The 14,765-nt window shown below is 63.7% G+C and carries 18 protein-coding genes; 17 read left to right on the forward strand and 1 reads right to left on the reverse strand.

Going from position 1 to position 14,765, the window contains the following annotated elements; genetic code table 11:
- Positions 1 to 54: 54 nt before the first annotated feature.
- From C1876_RS08670 to C1876_RS08750, 17 genes are all read left to right on the forward strand, one after another.
- Positions 55 to 1,575, forward strand: coding sequence for a helix-turn-helix transcriptional regulator (locus C1876_RS08670; RefSeq protein ID WP_244910092.1), 1,521 nt, complete (start codon positions 55 to 57; stop codon positions 1,573 to 1,575).
- A 165-nt stretch (positions 1,576 to 1,740) separates the two neighbouring features.
- Positions 1,741 to 2,784 carry a twin-arginine translocation signal domain-containing protein gene (locus C1876_RS08675; RefSeq protein ID WP_114546332.1) on the forward strand — a complete coding sequence of 348 codons (1,044 nt, stop codon included), beginning with the start codon at positions 1,741 to 1,743 and terminating at the stop codon, positions 2,782 to 2,784.
- A gap of 96 nt (positions 2,785 to 2,880) precedes the next feature.
- A complete protein-coding gene (locus C1876_RS08680) occupies positions 2,881 to 3,462 on the forward strand; it encodes an ECF transporter S component (protein ID WP_114546333.1) in 582 nt (193 codons plus the stop codon).
- Positions 3,463 to 3,756: 294 nt separating this feature from the next.
- Entirely contained in the window at positions 3,757 to 3,975 is a 219-nt protein-coding gene (gene infA, locus C1876_RS08685; RefSeq protein ID WP_009306918.1) for a translation initiation factor IF-1, read from the forward strand.
- 168 nt (positions 3,976 to 4,143) lie between these two features.
- Positions 4,144 to 4,257 carry a 50S ribosomal protein L36 gene (gene rpmJ / locus C1876_RS08690; protein ID WP_006363204.1) on the forward strand — a complete coding sequence of 38 codons (114 nt, stop codon included), beginning with the start codon at positions 4,144 to 4,146 and terminating at the stop codon, positions 4,255 to 4,257.
- 22 nt (positions 4,258 to 4,279) lie between these two features.
- Entirely contained in the window at positions 4,280 to 4,648 is a 369-nt protein-coding gene (gene rpsM, locus C1876_RS08695) for a 30S ribosomal protein S13 (RefSeq protein ID WP_114546334.1), read from the forward strand.
- Positions 4,649 to 4,659: 11 nt separating this feature from the next.
- The gene (gene rpsK, locus C1876_RS08700) at positions 4,660 to 5,058 is read left to right on the forward strand and encodes a 30S ribosomal protein S11 (protein WP_114546335.1); all 399 of its coding nucleotides are present in this window, start codon (positions 4,660 to 4,662) and stop codon (positions 5,056 to 5,058) included.
- A 19-nt stretch (positions 5,059 to 5,077) separates the two neighbouring features.
- Complete coding sequence (gene rpsD / locus C1876_RS08705) at positions 5,078 to 5,704, forward strand: 30S ribosomal protein S4 (protein WP_114546336.1); 627 nt, start codon at positions 5,078 to 5,080, stop codon at positions 5,702 to 5,704.
- 29 nt (positions 5,705 to 5,733) lie between these two features.
- Positions 5,734 to 6,684: a DNA-directed RNA polymerase subunit alpha gene (locus C1876_RS08710; protein WP_101720734.1), complete on the forward strand. Its 951-nt coding sequence runs from the start codon at positions 5,734 to 5,736 to the stop codon at positions 6,682 to 6,684.
- 12 nt (positions 6,685 to 6,696) lie between these two features.
- Positions 6,697 to 7,308, forward strand: coding sequence for a 50S ribosomal protein L17 (gene rplQ / locus C1876_RS08715; protein ID WP_114546337.1), 612 nt, complete (start codon positions 6,697 to 6,699; stop codon positions 7,306 to 7,308).
- A gap of 199 nt (positions 7,309 to 7,507) precedes the next feature.
- Positions 7,508 to 7,759: a hypothetical protein gene (locus tag C1876_RS08720; RefSeq protein WP_114546338.1), complete on the forward strand. Its 252-nt coding sequence runs from the start codon at positions 7,508 to 7,510 to the stop codon at positions 7,757 to 7,759.
- 157 nt (positions 7,760 to 7,916) lie between these two features.
- Positions 7,917 to 8,177 carry a BAG1 BAG family molecular chaperone regulator 1 gene (locus C1876_RS08725; protein WP_114546339.1) on the forward strand — a complete coding sequence of 87 codons (261 nt, stop codon included), beginning with the start codon at positions 7,917 to 7,919 and terminating at the stop codon, positions 8,175 to 8,177.
- Between the two features lie 43 nt (positions 8,178 to 8,220).
- A complete protein-coding gene (locus C1876_RS08730; protein ID WP_114546340.1) occupies positions 8,221 to 8,604 on the forward strand; it encodes a hypothetical protein in 384 nt (127 codons plus the stop codon).
- A gap of 93 nt (positions 8,605 to 8,697) precedes the next feature.
- Positions 8,698 to 10,422: an MFS transporter gene (locus C1876_RS08735; RefSeq protein ID WP_114546341.1), complete on the forward strand. Its 1,725-nt coding sequence runs from the start codon at positions 8,698 to 8,700 to the stop codon at positions 10,420 to 10,422.
- 60 nt (positions 10,423 to 10,482) lie between these two features.
- Positions 10,483 to 11,337, forward strand: a complete 855-nt coding sequence (locus C1876_RS08740; RefSeq protein ID WP_114546342.1) for an energy-coupling factor transporter transmembrane component T family protein — start codon at positions 10,483 to 10,485, stop codon at positions 11,335 to 11,337.
- Between the two features lie 17 nt (positions 11,338 to 11,354).
- A complete protein-coding gene (locus C1876_RS08745; RefSeq protein WP_114546343.1) occupies positions 11,355 to 12,191 on the forward strand; it encodes a MerR family transcriptional regulator in 837 nt (278 codons plus the stop codon).
- A gap of 54 nt (positions 12,192 to 12,245) precedes the next feature.
- Entirely contained in the window at positions 12,246 to 12,725 is a 480-nt protein-coding gene (locus C1876_RS08750; RefSeq protein WP_114546344.1) for an SAM-dependent methyltransferase, read from the forward strand.
- Between the two features lie 102 nt (positions 12,726 to 12,827).
- Here the strand turns inward: C1876_RS08750 and C1876_RS08755 are convergent, their stop codons facing one another.
- On the reverse strand, positions 12,828 to 14,558 hold the full coding sequence (locus tag C1876_RS08755) for an FAD-dependent oxidoreductase (protein WP_114546345.1): 1,731 nt from the start codon (positions 14,556 to 14,558) through the stop codon (positions 12,828 to 12,830).
- Positions 14,559 to 14,765: the final 207 nt, after the last annotated feature.

The raw sequence follows: 14,765 nt of genomic DNA on the forward strand, positions 1-14,765 counted from the left end.
CCTAGTATACTTTCTTCGATGCATGTTGGAAAGGCGGCGCGGAGGAGCGAGTCTATGGCGCGTAGGGCGCGTGGAGACGGGTCGGACACCAAGCAGCGATTCGATGCGTTCGATACCGCGTCGTTGCTGGCGTTTTGCGTGAGCGTGCCGCTGTTCGTGCCCGTGCTGACGATGTGGCAGGGCCTGACGGCTTCGACGGCGCCTGCCGCAAGCTCGTTCTTGCCCATCGTGCCCTTCGCCAGCGCGGTGCCGCTGTCCGCCATGTTCACGGCCCTCGCCTTCCTGTTCGTGTGCTTGCTGAAAACGGCGCATGCGCGCGTGAGCCGCACGATCCTCGTGGTGGCGCTCGCCTGCTACGCGGCGGGCTACGCGCTGCTCGACCTGTGGAGCTCGGGCGTGCTGGGCGGTTCGATGGTGGAAACCGTGTGCGGTCTGACGCTGGGGTTCGGCGCCGCCGTCATGTGCCTCGTGTGGGTGAGCCGCCTGCGCCTGCTCGAGTTCAAGCGCGCGCTCATGCTGGTGTGGCTGGCAGCCTGCTGCCTGTTCGCGGCTGCGGCCGGCCTGCCGTTGCTGGGAGCCGATGCGACGAGGGCGGTGCTGAGCGCGACGGCGCTTCTGGCGCTGGTCGGGTGCGCGCGCCTGTTCTTCCGGCGCGAACACGAGGACGAGCTGGCCACGCAGGTAGGCGTGAACTGGTGGGACGTGTTCGGGCACCTCGACGTGTCGGTAGTGGAGGGCACGGGCGATTTCAAGACGCCGCTCGCTCGCGCGCTGTTCTTCGTGGTCATGCCGCTTGTCATGCTGCTGTTGTTCGTGGCCGACCACAACGTGACGCAGGCGTATGCGTGGCCCGTGCCGCCGTTGGGCCTGGCGGGCGTGCTCACCGTGGTGATCATGGTGCCGCTCGTGCGCTTCAAGACCGACCAAGCGCTCATCAACTTTTCCTATCGCTTCTTCCTGCCGCTCATGGCCTTCCTGGTGTTTGCCGCAAGCGCGTTCGTCGACCCGCCGTGGCAGCACATGGTGATGGTGGTGGGCTCGCTTGCGTTCTGCACCATGTACGCGCTGGTCATGTCGGCCATGCTGGTCACCATGGCGGGCCGCATGCGCTCGCTCGCGCTGCCGGCCGCCGGCATCATGATCATCGCCGGATGCCTCGTGTGCCTGCTTTCAACCACGCACGTGGACGCGGGACCGCTCAGCGCGTACCAGTACCAGGTGATGCTCGTGCTGTTCGTCTTGCTGGCCGGCGTGCTCATGATCACGCCGAGTTCGCGGCTGTGGCGCGTGATGCTGGAGGGCATCGAGGCCGTGGAGTCAAACGCGTTCGACGCGCAGGTGGCGTACGGCCAGCGCTGCGCCGAGCTGGCCGAGGCGTACCACCTCACGGCGCGCGAGGCCGAAATCCTCATCATGCTGGGGCGCGGCCACACCTCGAGCTTCGTGGCCGACGAGCTGACGGTGGCCGAATCGACCGTGCGCAGCCATCGCAAGAACATTTACCGCAAGCTCGACGTTTCATCGCGCGAGGAGCTGTTCAAGCTGCTCGACGCGGAAGAAACGGCGGACGAATAGGCGCAATGCCGCGTCTCCCCCTTTTCGTTTAGACGTAACAAGCCTGGAAAACGGCAAAGTTCCCTCCTTTTGACGATAGATACGCGTTTTGAAAGCTCGTATGGTGGCCCCGTTGTCCACGGAACGTTGGAACGTTGGAATGTTGGAACGGCTAGGGAGGCCATCATGGAACTGCAATTCACGCGTCGTGATTTTCTCAAGGGTAGCATCGTCGTAGCGCTCGGCGCCGCCGGCATGGGCGCGCTCAGCTCCTGTGCGAGCGCACCTGCTGCAAGCAGCGGTGCCGCCTCGGCAGCGGAAACCGCCGGCGCCGCCGATGCGACCACGTCCGTCACGCTGCACCGCGGCTACGGCGCCGCGCACGGCGACAAGTGCTTCACGCGTGCCGTGGTGGCCACCGCCGACGACGGCACCATCCTTGCGGTGAGCGTGGACGACTACCAGTTCACCGCGGTCGATTCGGGCATGGTGGGCGTGCCGAACTCCGACGCGGGCTTCGCCGCCGGATACGCCGAGGGCCAGATGCTCATGTCGAAGGCGCAGAACAACGAGGCGTATTCCGCCATGATGAAGGAGAAAGCGCAGTCCACCAAGCCGTGGCTGACGTCCATGACCGCCATCGAGGAGTACTGCGTGGGCAAGAAGCCCGCCGATCTCAAGAAGGCCGGCATCGACACGGTGTCGGGCGCCACGCTCGTGGACGCTCCGAACTACCTGAAGCTCGTCTCCGAAGTCGCCGAGAGCGGCGACCTCACCACGCTCGGCTCGTACACGGGCGACGGCTCCGACGTGAAGCTGGGCCAGGTGAACGCTGCCGCGCACGGCGACAAGGCGTTCGCCGAAGCCGTGTCGCTCGTGCAGGGCGACGTGCTGGTGGCCGCGAGCATCGACGAATTCCAGTTCATGGACGCCTCCACGGCCGGCCTTGTTCCCGTGCCGAACTCCGACGCGGCGTTCGCCGACGGTTACGCCGAGGGCGTCGAGCTTGCGTCCAAGTCGGTGAACTCCGCCGTCTACAGCGACATGATGAAGGAGAAGGCGCAGGCCACCACGCCGTGGCTCACGTCGATGTCCGCCATCGAGTCGTTCCTCGCGGGTCAGAAGATTGCCGACGTGAAGGTGAAGGGCCCCGACGCGGTGTCGGGCGCCACCCTCGTGGACACCGTCGGGTACGTGGACGCCGCCGTTGCGGCCGCGAAGGCGGTCTAACCCCTTCCGCAGGAAAACGAAGAGCAACGTACGGGTGCGACGTGTCCAAAGATGCGTCGCACCCGTATATAATGGTGGGAAATCTCGGGAGGTGTTATGGACGGACTACCCTATGGATGGCAGAAGCGCTCGCCGAAGCAAGTGGCGGCCATCGTGCTGCTCATCCTCATGGCCATGGTGCTCAGCTTCGTCGAGCTGCCGGTGGTTCCCGGAGCCGAATGGCTCAAGTACGATCCGTCGGGCATCGTGTCGCTGCTCACCACCATCCTGTACGGCTCGTGGATTGGCGTGGCCGTAGCGGTGGTGTCCTGGATTCCGCACCTCGTCACCGATCCGCTTGGCGCTTTCATGAACATCATGGCCACCGTGTCGCTCATCATGGTGGTGGGCACCGTGTACCGACGCAAACCCAGCCTGCTGCATGCGGTGCTGGGGTGCGCTGCGGGCGTGGTGGTTTCCACGGCGGTATCCATCTGCCTGAACTTCGTGGTCACGCCGCTGTACGCAGGCGCCACCTACGAGATGGTGGCCGCGATGGTGCTGCCCGCCCTGCTGCCGTTCAACGCGTTCAAGGCGCTTGCGAACTCGGTGATAGCCATCGTGTCCTATCGCAAGCTGGCCGCGTTGCTCGAGGGGGAGGAAGGTAACCATTTACCATCCGAGCGAAAAGGCTCTTGACCGCGCGGGCGAATCGCCTAGAATAGGTACCTATCCATGACGCGCGCGTCCCGAGAGGACGCCAGAAACGCGTCAAGCCGACAAGGCGGCTGCGCTTCGCGCAAATACCTGGCGGTATCGCACCCATTGTGCGGACCGCGCGGCATCAAAAAGCCGCGCGCCTGGCAAGCAGGCTGTTTTCGGACCAGAAGGTTTGTTGGAATTCTGCGTCCCCAAATTCTCGTGTACATAACCGAATACTTTTGGTATCATCTATGGTTGCTGCTTAACGACGATATGCTTGAAGGAGCACTTTTGACCAAAGAAGATGTTATCGAGCTCGAGGGGACCGTGCTCGAAGCGTTGCCAAACGCTATGTTTAGGGTGGAGCTCGAAAATGGGCACAAGATATTGGCCCACATTTCCGGCAAGATGAGGATGCACTACATCAAGATCCTGCCGGGCGACAAGGTGACGGTGGAACTGTCCGTCTACGACCTGAACCGCGGTCGCATCACCTATCGGTTCAAATAGCGCGCGAATGTGCGCGGGTCGAGAACGACCTGTGCAGGTTTTGTGTGCAAGAGGGGCTCAAAACGATTCCTGAGAACGGCATCGGTGGGCAGCTACGTGTTGAAAGTTATCACCTGCGGCTGGGTGTGGCATATAGAATGAGAACGCATTAACCGAAAGGAAATGATTATGAAGGTACGTCCTTCGGTCAAGAAAATGTGCGATAAGTGCAAAATCATCCGACGCCATGGCAAGGTCCTCGTCATCTGCGAGAACCCGCGCCATAAGCAGCGTCAGGGCTAGGAAGAAAGAGGAGATATAACCTATGGCACGTCTTGTTGGTGTCGACCTTCCTCGCGACAAGCGCATTGAAGTCGGCTTGACCTACATCTACGGCATTGGCATGACCACCTCCAAGCAGATTCTTGCTGAGACCGGCGTTGACGGTAGCGTCCGCGTGAAGGATCTCACGGAGGATGACCTCACGAAGCTGCGCGACTACATTCAGGCGAACATCAAGGTGGAGGGCGACCTGCACCGCGAGGTTTCCCAGAACGTGAAGCGCCTCATGGAGATCGGTTGCTATCGTGGACTCCGCCATCGTCGCGGCCTGCCCGTTCGCGGACAGCGCACGCACACGAACGCGCGCACGCGCAAGGGTCCTCGTAAGCAAATCGGCGGAAAGAAAAAGTGAGGTAGTCTCAAGTGGCAGCTAAGAAAAACGTGCGCACGCGCATTAAGCGCTCTGAGCGTAAGAACATCGCCGTCGGCGCTGCGCATATCAAGTCTACGTTTAACAACACGATCGTGAGCATCACTGATCCTCAGGGCAACGTGATCTCCTGGCAGTCCGCCGGTACGGTCGGTTTCAAGGGTTCCCGCAAGTCCACGCCGTTCGCCGCGCAGATGGCCGCTGAGGCCGCCGCGAAGACGGCAATGGAGCACGGGCTGCGCAAGATTTCCGTGTTCGTGAAGGGCCCCGGCTCGGGTCGCGAAACGGCTATCCGCTCTCTGCAGGCCGCCGGCCTCGAGATTGCCAGCATCCAGGATTGCACACCCATTCCGCACAACGGTTGCCGTCCGCGCAAGCGTCGTCGCGTGTAACTGAAAGGATCTACGAATTATGGCTCGTTATACTGGAGCGGACTGCCGTCTGTGCCGTCGTGAAGGGGCGAAGCTTTTCCTTAAGGGCGATCGCTGCTACACGGAGAAGTGCGCACTCGAGCGCCGCAACTACGCGCCGGGCGAAGCCGGCAAGAAGCGCATTAAGGAAAGCGAATATCGCAACCAGCTGCGCGAGAAGCAGAAGACCAAGCGCATCTACGGTGTGCTCGAGAAGCAGTTCCGTCACTACTACGACCTCGCTGGTCGTCAGAAGGGCGTGACGGGTGAGAACCTGCTTCGCATCCTCGAAAGCCGTCTCGACAACGTCGTGTACCGTCTCGGTTTCGCGAAGTCTCGCGCCGAGGCTCGTCAGCAGGTGCGTCACGGCCACATCGTGGTGAACGGCCGCCGCGTCGACATCCCGTCGTTCCGCGTCAAGCCCGGCGACCTCGTGGCCGTCGCGCCGAAGGCCAAGGACCTGTTGGTCATCAAGAGCGCGCTCATCTCGAACGAGCGTGTTCAGGTGCCGGCTTGGCTCGAGGTTGACATCGAGAAACTTCAGGGTAGCGTACTTGCTCTTCCGCAGCGCGATCAAATCGATCTGGACATTCGCGAGCAGCTCATCGTCGAGCTTTACTCGAAATAATCGCGGCATAGTTAGGAGGCTTATCCCACATGACAGAGTTCATGAGGCCTACGGTAACAACGGAAGAAGTCAACGACACTGTCGCACGTTTCGTGGTCGAGCCGCTCGAGCGCGGTTACGGCTACACGCTGGGCAACTGCATGCGCCGCGTTCTGCTCTCCTCGCTGGATGGTGCGAAAGCTACCGCCATCCAGATCGAGGGTGTGCAGCATGAGTTCACGACGGCTGAGGGCGTCATCGAGGATATCACCGATATCGTCCTGAACGTCAAGGGTCTTGTGTTCTCCGCGTTGAACGATGACATCGAGGAAGCCACGGCACATGTGTCGGCGGAGGGTCCTTGCACGGTCACGGGTGCCGATCTCGACATCCCGACCGAGTTCACGCTGGTCAACCCGGAGCACGTCATTGCCACGGTTGCCGATGGCGGCCAGCTGGACATGACGGTTCGCATCGGCGTGGGTCGCGGCTACGTTTCGGCTGAGCGCAACAAGCGCACGGAGGATCCCATCGGGGTCATCCATGTGGACTCGCTGTTCTCGCCGGTTCGTCGTTGCACCCTCAACGTTACCGACACCCGCGTGGGTCAGCGCACCGACTACGACAAGCTCGTGCTGGAAGTTGAGACCGACGGCAGCATCACGCCGACCGAGGCTGTGTGCCGCGCGTCCAACATCATCAACCAGTACATGGGAGCGTTTTTGAGCCTGTCCGACGTCGTCGACGAGGAAGAGGGCGAAGTGCCGTCTATCTTCGCGCCGGAGGGCCAGGAGTCCAACGCCGAGCTGGACAAGCAGATCGAGGACCTCGACCTGTCCGTTCGCTCGTACAACTGCCTGAAGCGTGCCGGCATCCATTCGGTGCGCCAGCTCGTTGAGTTCTCCGAAAACGACCTGCTGAACATCAGAAACTTTGGTGCGAAGTCCATTGAAGAAGTGAAGGATAAACTCATTTCCATGGACCTCAATTTGAAGCTATAGGAGATACGAATCATGCGACACAACTATAAGGGCCGCAAGCTGGGCACTGACTTCAGCCACACCAAGGCAATGAAGAAGAGCTTGGTGAACGCCCTGTTCCTGAACGACCGCATCAAGACGGTCGAATCCCGCGCCAAGGAGATCCGTCCGAACGTCGACAAGATCATCACGTGGGCCAAGAAGGGCGACCTGCATTCTCGCCGTCTCGCCATCGCGGCTCTGGGCGACAAGGATCTCGTGCGCGAGATCTTCGAGAAGGTCGAGCAGGGTATGTTCGCCGACCGCCAGGGCGGCTACACCCGCATCATGAAGCTGGGCAACCGCAAGGGCGACTGCGCCCCCATGGTTATCATGGAGCTCGTGACCGAGCCCGTGAAGAAGAAGGAAGAGCCGAAGCCGGCCGCCAAGAAGGCGACGAAGAAGGCTGCTCCGAAGAAGGTCGAAGCTGCCGAGGAGGCTCCCAAGGAGGAGACCGCCGAGGCCAAGGCCGAGGAGAAGGTTGAAGCCAAGGTCGAGGAAGCCGCCGTCGAGGCTGCTGAAAAGGCTGAGGAAGCTGCCGCCGAGAACGCGGAAGCCGCCAAGGCCGACACGGCTGACGCCAAGGAGGAAGAGGCTGCCAAGTAGCCTTTTCGCTCACCACGCTGTACTCAACGGGGACCTTCGGGTCCCCGTTTTGCGTTTCCGGGCTCGCCCCGCAGGAGCGCCATCGAGGTGTTGCGGCTCCGTAGGGGCCCGGTTTCCCTATCGCGCGGTCGCGCGTTCTACCATAGATTCACGATCTGCCCGCGCATCGCGGGCGTCATTTTCGTGAAAAGAGGCCACTATGGCAAACCAAACAACGGTGGAACCGACGCGTGAGCGGGAATCCGGAACCGAGCAGGACTCGGGAGTCGAGTCCGCCGAGGTGATGCGCCATGCCCAGGATATGACGAACGACGTGCTGCATCACATGCCCAAGGCGGCAGGCGACGTGCTGCGCGAAACGCCCATCCTCATGGGCCATCTCAAAGAGAACATCCTCGGCTGGTTCAGGCCGAAAGAACGCGGCGGCCACGGCAACCATCCGCACCGGTAGCTCGCATGCACGATGTGCCCGCGCCTTGTCGCGCAGCCGTTTCGCTATCGTAGCGCTGCGGTGGTCGAGCGCGCGGGCTGTCCTCAGTACAATTGAGGGGTGAAGACGTCAAGCAATGCACGGTGCTTCGCGCCGTACGAAGTGAAAGGAGTCCGACATGGTTAAGACGACCACGAAGGAAGACATCCGCATCGACAAGGACGATGCTGAGGAGTTGAATCGCGAGGCGGCTGAAGATCTCGAGCGCATCGAGTACGAAGTGAAGCGCGAAGCCGAGCAGTACGTGGAAGCCGTCGATGGCGACGGCAACGAGAAGGAATCCGTCGAAGCGGCTGCCACCGCCTTCGATTTCGACCAGGCTGAAGCCGAGACGGAAGAACTGCTGATCAAGACAACCGGAGAAGCCGACGAAGCGTAATCCGGCACCCCCCCCTACACTTTTACCCGGAAGGAATACGACCATGGCTCAGAACGATACGAACAACGACGTGAAGAATGCGGCGAAGGACGCCGCGCACAACGTGAAGAACACCGCGCAGGATGCGGCGCACGACGTGAAGAACAACGTGAAGGACGCCTACCATGAGGCGAAGGCCGGCATGAACGAGCGCAAGGCCGAAGACGAAGCCGCCAAGCGCGAGCACGAGGTTGCTCAGCAGACGGGCGACGCGTCGGCCACGATGCGCGCGCAGCAGCACGAGAAGCGCCGCGATGAGAAGCCCGGCGACTTCATGGAGTCGGTGAAGGAGTCGCTCGGCAAGGCCGGCGAAGCCGTCAAGGAGGCCGCAACCGAGGCCAAGGACAACGTCAAGGAAGGCGTCGACAACATCAAGGCGCGCATGTAGCACCGCCGGCACGCGCGCTCGCGTCCGAGCGCACCCGGTATCCTTCAAAGCCCGCGGCATGAGCTGCGGGCTTTTTGTCCTGAAAGGCCGTCCATGGAAGCTCGCACCCGTACCAAGGGATATATCCTCATCGCCGTCGTTTATTTGCTGGGCCTGTTCATCGGCGCGCTCGACACCGGCATCGTCACGCCGGCGCGCACGGTGATCCAAACCGACCTCGGCGTGGCCGATCAGGCGGGCGTATGGATCATCACCATCTACACGCTGGCCTACGCGGCGGCCATCCCGGTGATGGGCAAACTGGCCGACATGTACGGGCGCAAGTACGTGTACCTGGGCAGCATCCTGCTGTTCGGCTTGGGATCGCTGTTCTGCGGACTCGCGCAGGATGTGGGCAGCTTCGAGATGCTGCTCGTTGCGCGTGCGGTGCAGGCGATCGGCGGCGGTGGCATCGTGCCGGTGGCAACGGCCGAGTTCGGCACGGCGTTCCCGCCCGAGAAGCGCGGCCTGGCGCTCGGCCTCGTGGGCGGCGTGTACGGCATCGCGAACATCTTCGGGGCGTCGGCGGGCAGCCTCATCCTCTCCGTGTTCGGGCAGGCGAACTGGCAGTTCATCTTCTACGTGAACGTGCCCATCTGCGCTGCCATCGTGGTGGCGGGCGTGCTTGTGCTGCCGAACCGCCGCGCCGAGCAGGTGAAGCCCATCGACGGCTGGGGTATCGCCGTGCTCGTGATCATGGTGCTCTCGTTGCTGTACGGGTTGAAGAACCTCGACTTCTTCAACGTGGGGCCGTCGTTTGCCACGACGGACGTGTGGCCGTTCTTGCTGGCGTTCGTGGCGTTGCTGCCGGTGTTCGTGCTCATCGAGCGCCGCGCGGCCGACCCGGTGCTCAACCTCTCGTACTTCCGCAACCGCGACATCGTGGTGACGCTTGTGCTGTCCATCATCACGGGCATCGTGCTCATGGGCATCATCTTCATCCCGCAGTTCGCCGAGAACATCCTGAAGCTGCCCTCGGGCAGCGGCGGCTACGTGGTTATCGTGCTGGCGGCGTTCGCGGGCGTCGGCGCGCCGGTGTCGGGCAAGCTCATCGACCGGTTCGGCGTGAAGCTGGTGCTGGGCTTCGGGCTGGCGGCATCGGCGGCTGGTGCGCTGTTCCTTGCGCTTGTGACCACGCGGTTCACCAATGCGGTCACCCTTGCGGTGAGCCTTGTTGCCATCGGCGTCGGCATGGGCTTCACCATCGGTACGCCGCTCAACTACATGATGTTGGCGAAGACGGAGGAGCGCGAGGCGAACTCGGCCTTGGCCACGCTCTCGCTCGTGCGCTCCATCGGCACGGCGGTGGCTCCTGCGGTGATGGTGGCGTTCATCGCCCATGCGGGCATGGCCATGCCCGATCGCATCATCGGTGCGCTTCCCGATTTACCGAACGGGTCGTCGGTTGCGTCGTTGGTGCAGAACGGCAACGGGGCGGGCGACGGCTTGCCCGACGATCTCAAGCGCCTCATGGAAGATTCGGACGTGACCACCATCGTGGGCAACGTGAAAACGTTGGCGAAGACGGAAATCGAGCAGGAGGCCACGGCTTCGGGCATGCCGAACGAGGCGGTGGATGCCGCTGAGCAGCAGTATCTTGCGGAGATCGACGACCATGCCGGCGACATCGAGGCCACGTTCCAATCGACGCTCGACGAGGGCTTCCGTGGCGCGTTTCTGCTTGTGGCGGCAAGCTCGCTCGTAGGATTGGTGCTGCTCGCGTTCTATCGCGAAGACAAGCCGCGGCCTGGGCAGGCGAAGGGGGAGCCGACGCGCTGATCGCGCGGAATTGTCACCCTGGGCGTCGCGCGGGAAACGCCGTTGTGGCATACTGCCAGCATGCGTATCAACGTCAGTTCGTACATCCCCGGAACCTCTGCTGTGCACGCGTGCGACGCACGCGTGAAAATCGTGCTGCTTGCGGCGTATTCCGTCACGTTGTTCCTGGTGCGCACGTGGGCGGGGCTGGGGCTGTGCCTGCTGCTGTTCGCCGTGGTGGCGGGCGTATCGCGCGTGCCGCTGCGACGGTTTTTCGGCCTGCTCGTGCCCGTGTACGTGATTGTGGCGTTCACCGTGCTGTTCAACGGGTTCACCTTCGACGTGGCGCATGCGACGGGGCAGGCGCAGGCGGCGCTCGGCGACGTGTCGGCCGGCGTGTTCGTCTCGTGGCCTCCCGTTGCGCTCATCGGATCGTTCGGGTTCGTGCCGGCCGGGTTCGTGCGCGGGTGCTTCTTCGCCGTGCGCATCCTGTTGCTGGTGGTGGCCAGCCTCGTGGTCACCTACACCACGACGTCCACCGACCTGACGAACGCCCTGGGCGACTTCCTGCGCCCGCTCAAGCGCATCGGCGTGCCCACCGACGACATCGCCATGGTGTTCTCGCTGGCGCTGCGCTTCATTCCCGTGACGGCCGAGGAGTTCGGGCGCGTGCACGATGCGCAGTGGGCGCGTGGCGCTTCGTTTGCGGAAGGCGGCCTGTGGGAGCGGCTGCGCGCGTGGCAGACCGTGCTCATCCCCCTGTTCGTGGGGCTGTTCCGACGTGCCGATGCGCTGGCGGTTGCCATGGACGCGCGCTGCTACGGCGCGCCCGATGTGGCGCGAACGTCGCTTGCGCCGCGGCGATTCTCGGCGCGCAGCGGCCTCGTGCTGGCGGGCGGTTTGCTGGCGTGCGCGGCCTTGGCCGTGTGGCTGTAGGCGGCGAGGAGGCGGCCATGCTGAAGATCGGCGAATTCTCGCGCTATGCGCGCATCTCCATCCGCATGCTGCGGCACTATGACGCCGAAGGCGTGCTGGTGCCCGCGGAGCAGGATCCGGCGACGGGGTACCGCCTGTACGACGTCGAGCAGCTGGCGGAGGCGAACCGCATCAAAGCCTTGCGCGACCTGGGATTTCAGGTGCGCGACATCAAGCGTCTTCTGGCGCTTGATGCGGCGGCGCTCGCCGACGAGCTGCGGCAGCAGCAGGCGGCGCTCGATGCCGAAGCCGCGCGGGTGGAAGAGCGGCGTGCGGCGCTGGGCGAGCTGCTGCGTGCGGTGGAGGCGGGCGACGTGGAGCAGACGTTCGAGGTGCAGATGAAGCGCGTGCCCGCCTACGACGTGGTGACGCTGCGCATGGAGTTGCGCGACTACGACGAGGAGCGCTTTGCCTGGGAACGGCTCGGGCAGCTCATGCACGCGCGCGGCATTGCGCCGTCGGAGCCGTACACGGAGTTCTGCACGTTTCCGACGGGGGACGTGGGCGACGCCGCGAGCGAGACCGTGGTCGTGGAGGTGTCGGTTGCGGCGTCCGGGGAGGAAGCCGCGGTTGCGGGCGCCGACGACCTGCGCTTCCATCGCAGCGCGGAGCTTCCACAGGCGGCGAGCCTCATGGTGTACGGCCCCTACGAGCGTATCGCCGCGGCCTACGCCTCGTTCGCCCGCTGGCTCGAAGCGCATCCCACCCTGCGCGCTGCGGGGGACGTGCGCGAGATCGCGCATCGCGGCCCGTGGAATGCCGCGGACCCTTCCGACTACCTCACGGAGTTGCAGATTCCCGTCGAACCCGCTTGACCCTCACACCGTGTGAGGCCGTAGGCTTCTCTCGTTGCCAACGAAAGGAGCATCATGAAGGAATACGAGGTTCGCGCCATCGGACGGGTCGAGGCGCGTCAGGACGGCAGCGCGGTGCTGCACATCGACGAGGCGTATCGCGAAGGGCTGCGCGGGTTGGACGGGTTCGGCCATCTCGAAGTGCTGTGGTGGTGCCACTTGGCCGACGCCGACGAGCTGCGCGGCATCGTCGAGGCGGGTCGGCCCTACACGAAGCTCGACTACGACCTGGGCATCTTCGCCACGCGCTCGCCGATGCGGCCCAATCCTATTGCGTTGACCACCATCGAGATGGCCGCGGTGGACGTGGAGGCCGGCACGGTGGAAACGCCGTACCTCGATGCGGAGGACGGCACGCCGCTCATCGACCTCAAGCCCTACACGCCCAGCATCGACCGCATCGAGCATCCGCGCGTGCCTGCCTGGTGCGCCGCGTGGCCCGCGAGCGTGGAGGCGTCGGGCGACTTCGACTGGGGCGCGGTGTTCGACTTCTAAGGGAGAACGGGATCGGAAACGGGCGAAGCCCGGACGCGGGAGGGAAGGGCGTCCGGGCTTCGCGATACGCGAGATGCGGGCCGCGCGGGCTCGCGGAGGGGGCTATTCGGCGCCGGCGAGCTTGCGACCCACCACGTAGCCGAAGGTCAGACACGTGCCGCCCAGGTTGTGGCCCGGGAAGTGCGTGGAGTAGGCGTTGCAGTACATGTCGCCCACGGTGGAGCCGAGGCAGTACAGGCCGTCGATGACCTCGTTGTCCTCGTTCATCACCTGCAGGTCTTCGTTGCAGCGGATGCCGCCCACCGTGGTGAGGAACCACGGCGTGCACTTGATGCCGTAGAAGGGGCCGGTCTTCACAGGAAGCAGCAGCTCCTTGCGCTTGCCGAACTCCTCGTCCACGCCCTTGTCGCAGTAGCCGTTGTAGGCCTCGATGGTTTTGAGCGTCTGTTCCTTCGGCAGGCCCAGCTCCTCGACCAGCTTCTCGACGGTGTCGGCCTTGATCATCTTCACCTCGATGTCGCCCGAGCCGTTCATGTTGATGGTGCCGGGGCCGTCGATGGTGGTTTGCCAGTAGGCGCGCACGTCGTCGGGCGTCTCGAACACCTTCGGGCCGTCCACGTAGCGATGGTTCTGCCACTGCGGCTCGTTCGCGTAGTCGTCGTCCCAGATGGCGTACGCGTAGTGGCCCTTCTCGTGGGTGAGCGCGAGCGCGCCGTGCGAGATGACGTTGTCCTCGTTGTCGTAGCGGCGGCCGTCGGAGTTCACCATGAGGCCCTGGAAAGCGCGCACCTGGCGGGTGATGGAGCGCCACTGGAAGCAGAAGATCATGGGCGTGGGCGTTTCGTTCTTGTCCACGGCCGCGCCGGCCCAGTACGCCATCTGGTGGCCCGTGCCGTCCCAGATGCCGCCGAAGTCGGTCTGGTGCGCCGCCCAGGGGATGAACTTCTCAAGCATGTCCTTGTTCTGGCCGAAGTCGCCCGTGGCCATGACCACGCCCTTCTTGGCGTTGAACTGGACGTAGCCGTTGTCGCCCTTCGCCACGACGCCCACCACCTTGTCGCCGTCCTTCACGAGCTGCTTCGCCTCGGTCTGGTAGCGGATGTCCACGCCCTTGTCGGCGCAGTACGCGGCCATGTTGTCGCACACGTCCTGCTGCGGGTTGTCGTCGGGGCCCTTGCCGTTCGGGCCGTCGAGGAATTCGTGCGTGCCGGGGAATTCGCCGTTGATGTTCTCGGGGTCCTCGTACCAGTGCTCCATGACGGGAGTGAGGTCGCTGCCGCCCACCGAGCTGGCCGTGGTCATGCGGTCGATGAGCCAGTCCATGGCCTCCCCCGAGCGGTTGAAGTGCAGCATCCATTTGCGTCCGTCGACCCGGTAGGAGTGGTAGCCCATCATGCGCTTGTAGCGCTGGGCGATTTCCTCGACGGGGCATTCGTAGCCCTTTTCCTTCGTCAGGCTTGAGTTCATGGCGTAGATGGAACCGCCGCGGCCCACCACGTGGTCCATGCGCTCGAGCATGACCACCTTCGCGCCGTTTTCGACGGCGGACAGCGCGCAGCACAGGCCCGAGAAGCCAGCGCCCACGATGACGACGTCGGCGTCGACCGTCTCTTTGATGTCGCTTGCGGCGATGGGGTCGGGCGCAATTTCGAAGTCGTACGTGCCCGCGGTTGCCTTCGAGCTGGTCTTCGACGCGCCTGCGGTGCCCTGCTGCGGCTCGGCGGCGCATCCGGCGAGCGTTCCCACGCCCGTGACGGCGGCGGTTGCCACGGCGCCCGTGGCGAACGCGCCCTTCAAGAAGCTGCGACGATCCATGCTGGTTTCCTGGCTCATGGTGATCCCTTCCTCCTTGATTGCGACGGCGTCGCTTGGTGGCGATGCCGTCTGCCCGGTGCCCTCCGCACTGAGCTTTAAGGTCACCTTACCGTGATGACCGAGCGGTTTCGTCGCCCACCCCAGGGAAAACGCCGATCCGAGCGTTTTCACCCTGAGGGGTGAGGTCTGACGAGGTATCCTGAGCTCGGGAGAAAAGGGGAGGGA

This window comes from Eggerthella sinensis (genome assembly GCF_003339815.1).
Taxonomy (GTDB): Bacteria; Actinomycetota; Coriobacteriia; order Coriobacteriales; family Eggerthellaceae; genus Eggerthella; species Eggerthella sinensis.

What these genes read in the sequence shown, in the direction of transcription:
- C1876_RS08745 (WP_114546343.1), top strand. Translation starts at nt 11,355, where the DNA reads ATGCTGAAGATCGGCGAATTCTCGCGCTATGCGCGCATCTCCATCCGC.
- C1876_RS08680 (WP_114546333.1), top strand. Translation starts at nt 2,881, where the DNA reads ATGGACGGACTACCCTATGGATGGCAGAAGCGCTCGCCGAAGCAAGTG.
- rplQ (WP_114546337.1), top strand. Translation starts at nt 6,697, where the DNA reads ATGCGACACAACTATAAGGGCCGCAAGCTGGGCACTGACTTCAGCCAC.
- C1876_RS08730 (WP_114546340.1), top strand. Translation starts at nt 8,221, where the DNA reads ATGGCTCAGAACGATACGAACAACGACGTGAAGAATGCGGCGAAGGAC.
- rpsD (WP_114546336.1), top strand. Translation starts at nt 5,078, where the DNA reads ATGGCTCGTTATACTGGAGCGGACTGCCGTCTGTGCCGTCGTGAAGGG.
- C1876_RS08670 (WP_244910092.1), top strand. Translation starts at nt 55, where the DNA reads ATGGCGCGTAGGGCGCGTGGAGACGGGTCGGACACCAAGCAGCGATTC.
- C1876_RS08735 (WP_114546341.1), top strand. Translation starts at nt 8,698, where the DNA reads ATGGAAGCTCGCACCCGTACCAAGGGATATATCCTCATCGCCGTCGTT.
- C1876_RS08720 (WP_114546338.1), top strand. Translation starts at nt 7,508, where the DNA reads ATGGCAAACCAAACAACGGTGGAACCGACGCGTGAGCGGGAATCCGGA.
- C1876_RS08750 (WP_114546344.1), top strand. Translation starts at nt 12,246, where the DNA reads ATGAAGGAATACGAGGTTCGCGCCATCGGACGGGTCGAGGCGCGTCAG.
- C1876_RS08675 (WP_114546332.1), top strand. Translation starts at nt 1,741, where the DNA reads ATGGAACTGCAATTCACGCGTCGTGATTTTCTCAAGGGTAGCATCGTC.
- C1876_RS08725 (WP_114546339.1), top strand. Translation starts at nt 7,917, where the DNA reads ATGGTTAAGACGACCACGAAGGAAGACATCCGCATCGACAAGGACGAT.
- rpsM (WP_114546334.1), top strand. Translation starts at nt 4,280, where the DNA reads ATGGCACGTCTTGTTGGTGTCGACCTTCCTCGCGACAAGCGCATTGAA.
- C1876_RS08740 (WP_114546342.1), top strand. Translation starts at nt 10,483, where the DNA reads ATGCGTATCAACGTCAGTTCGTACATCCCCGGAACCTCTGCTGTGCAC.
- C1876_RS08755 (WP_114546345.1), bottom strand. Translation starts at nt 14,558, where the DNA reads ATGAGCCAGGAAACCAGCATGGATCGTCGCAGCTTCTTGAAGGGCGCG.
- rpmJ (WP_006363204.1), top strand. Translation starts at nt 4,144, where the DNA reads ATGAAGGTACGTCCTTCGGTCAAGAAAATGTGCGATAAGTGCAAAATC.
- C1876_RS08710 (WP_101720734.1), top strand. Translation starts at nt 5,734, where the DNA reads ATGACAGAGTTCATGAGGCCTACGGTAACAACGGAAGAAGTCAACGAC.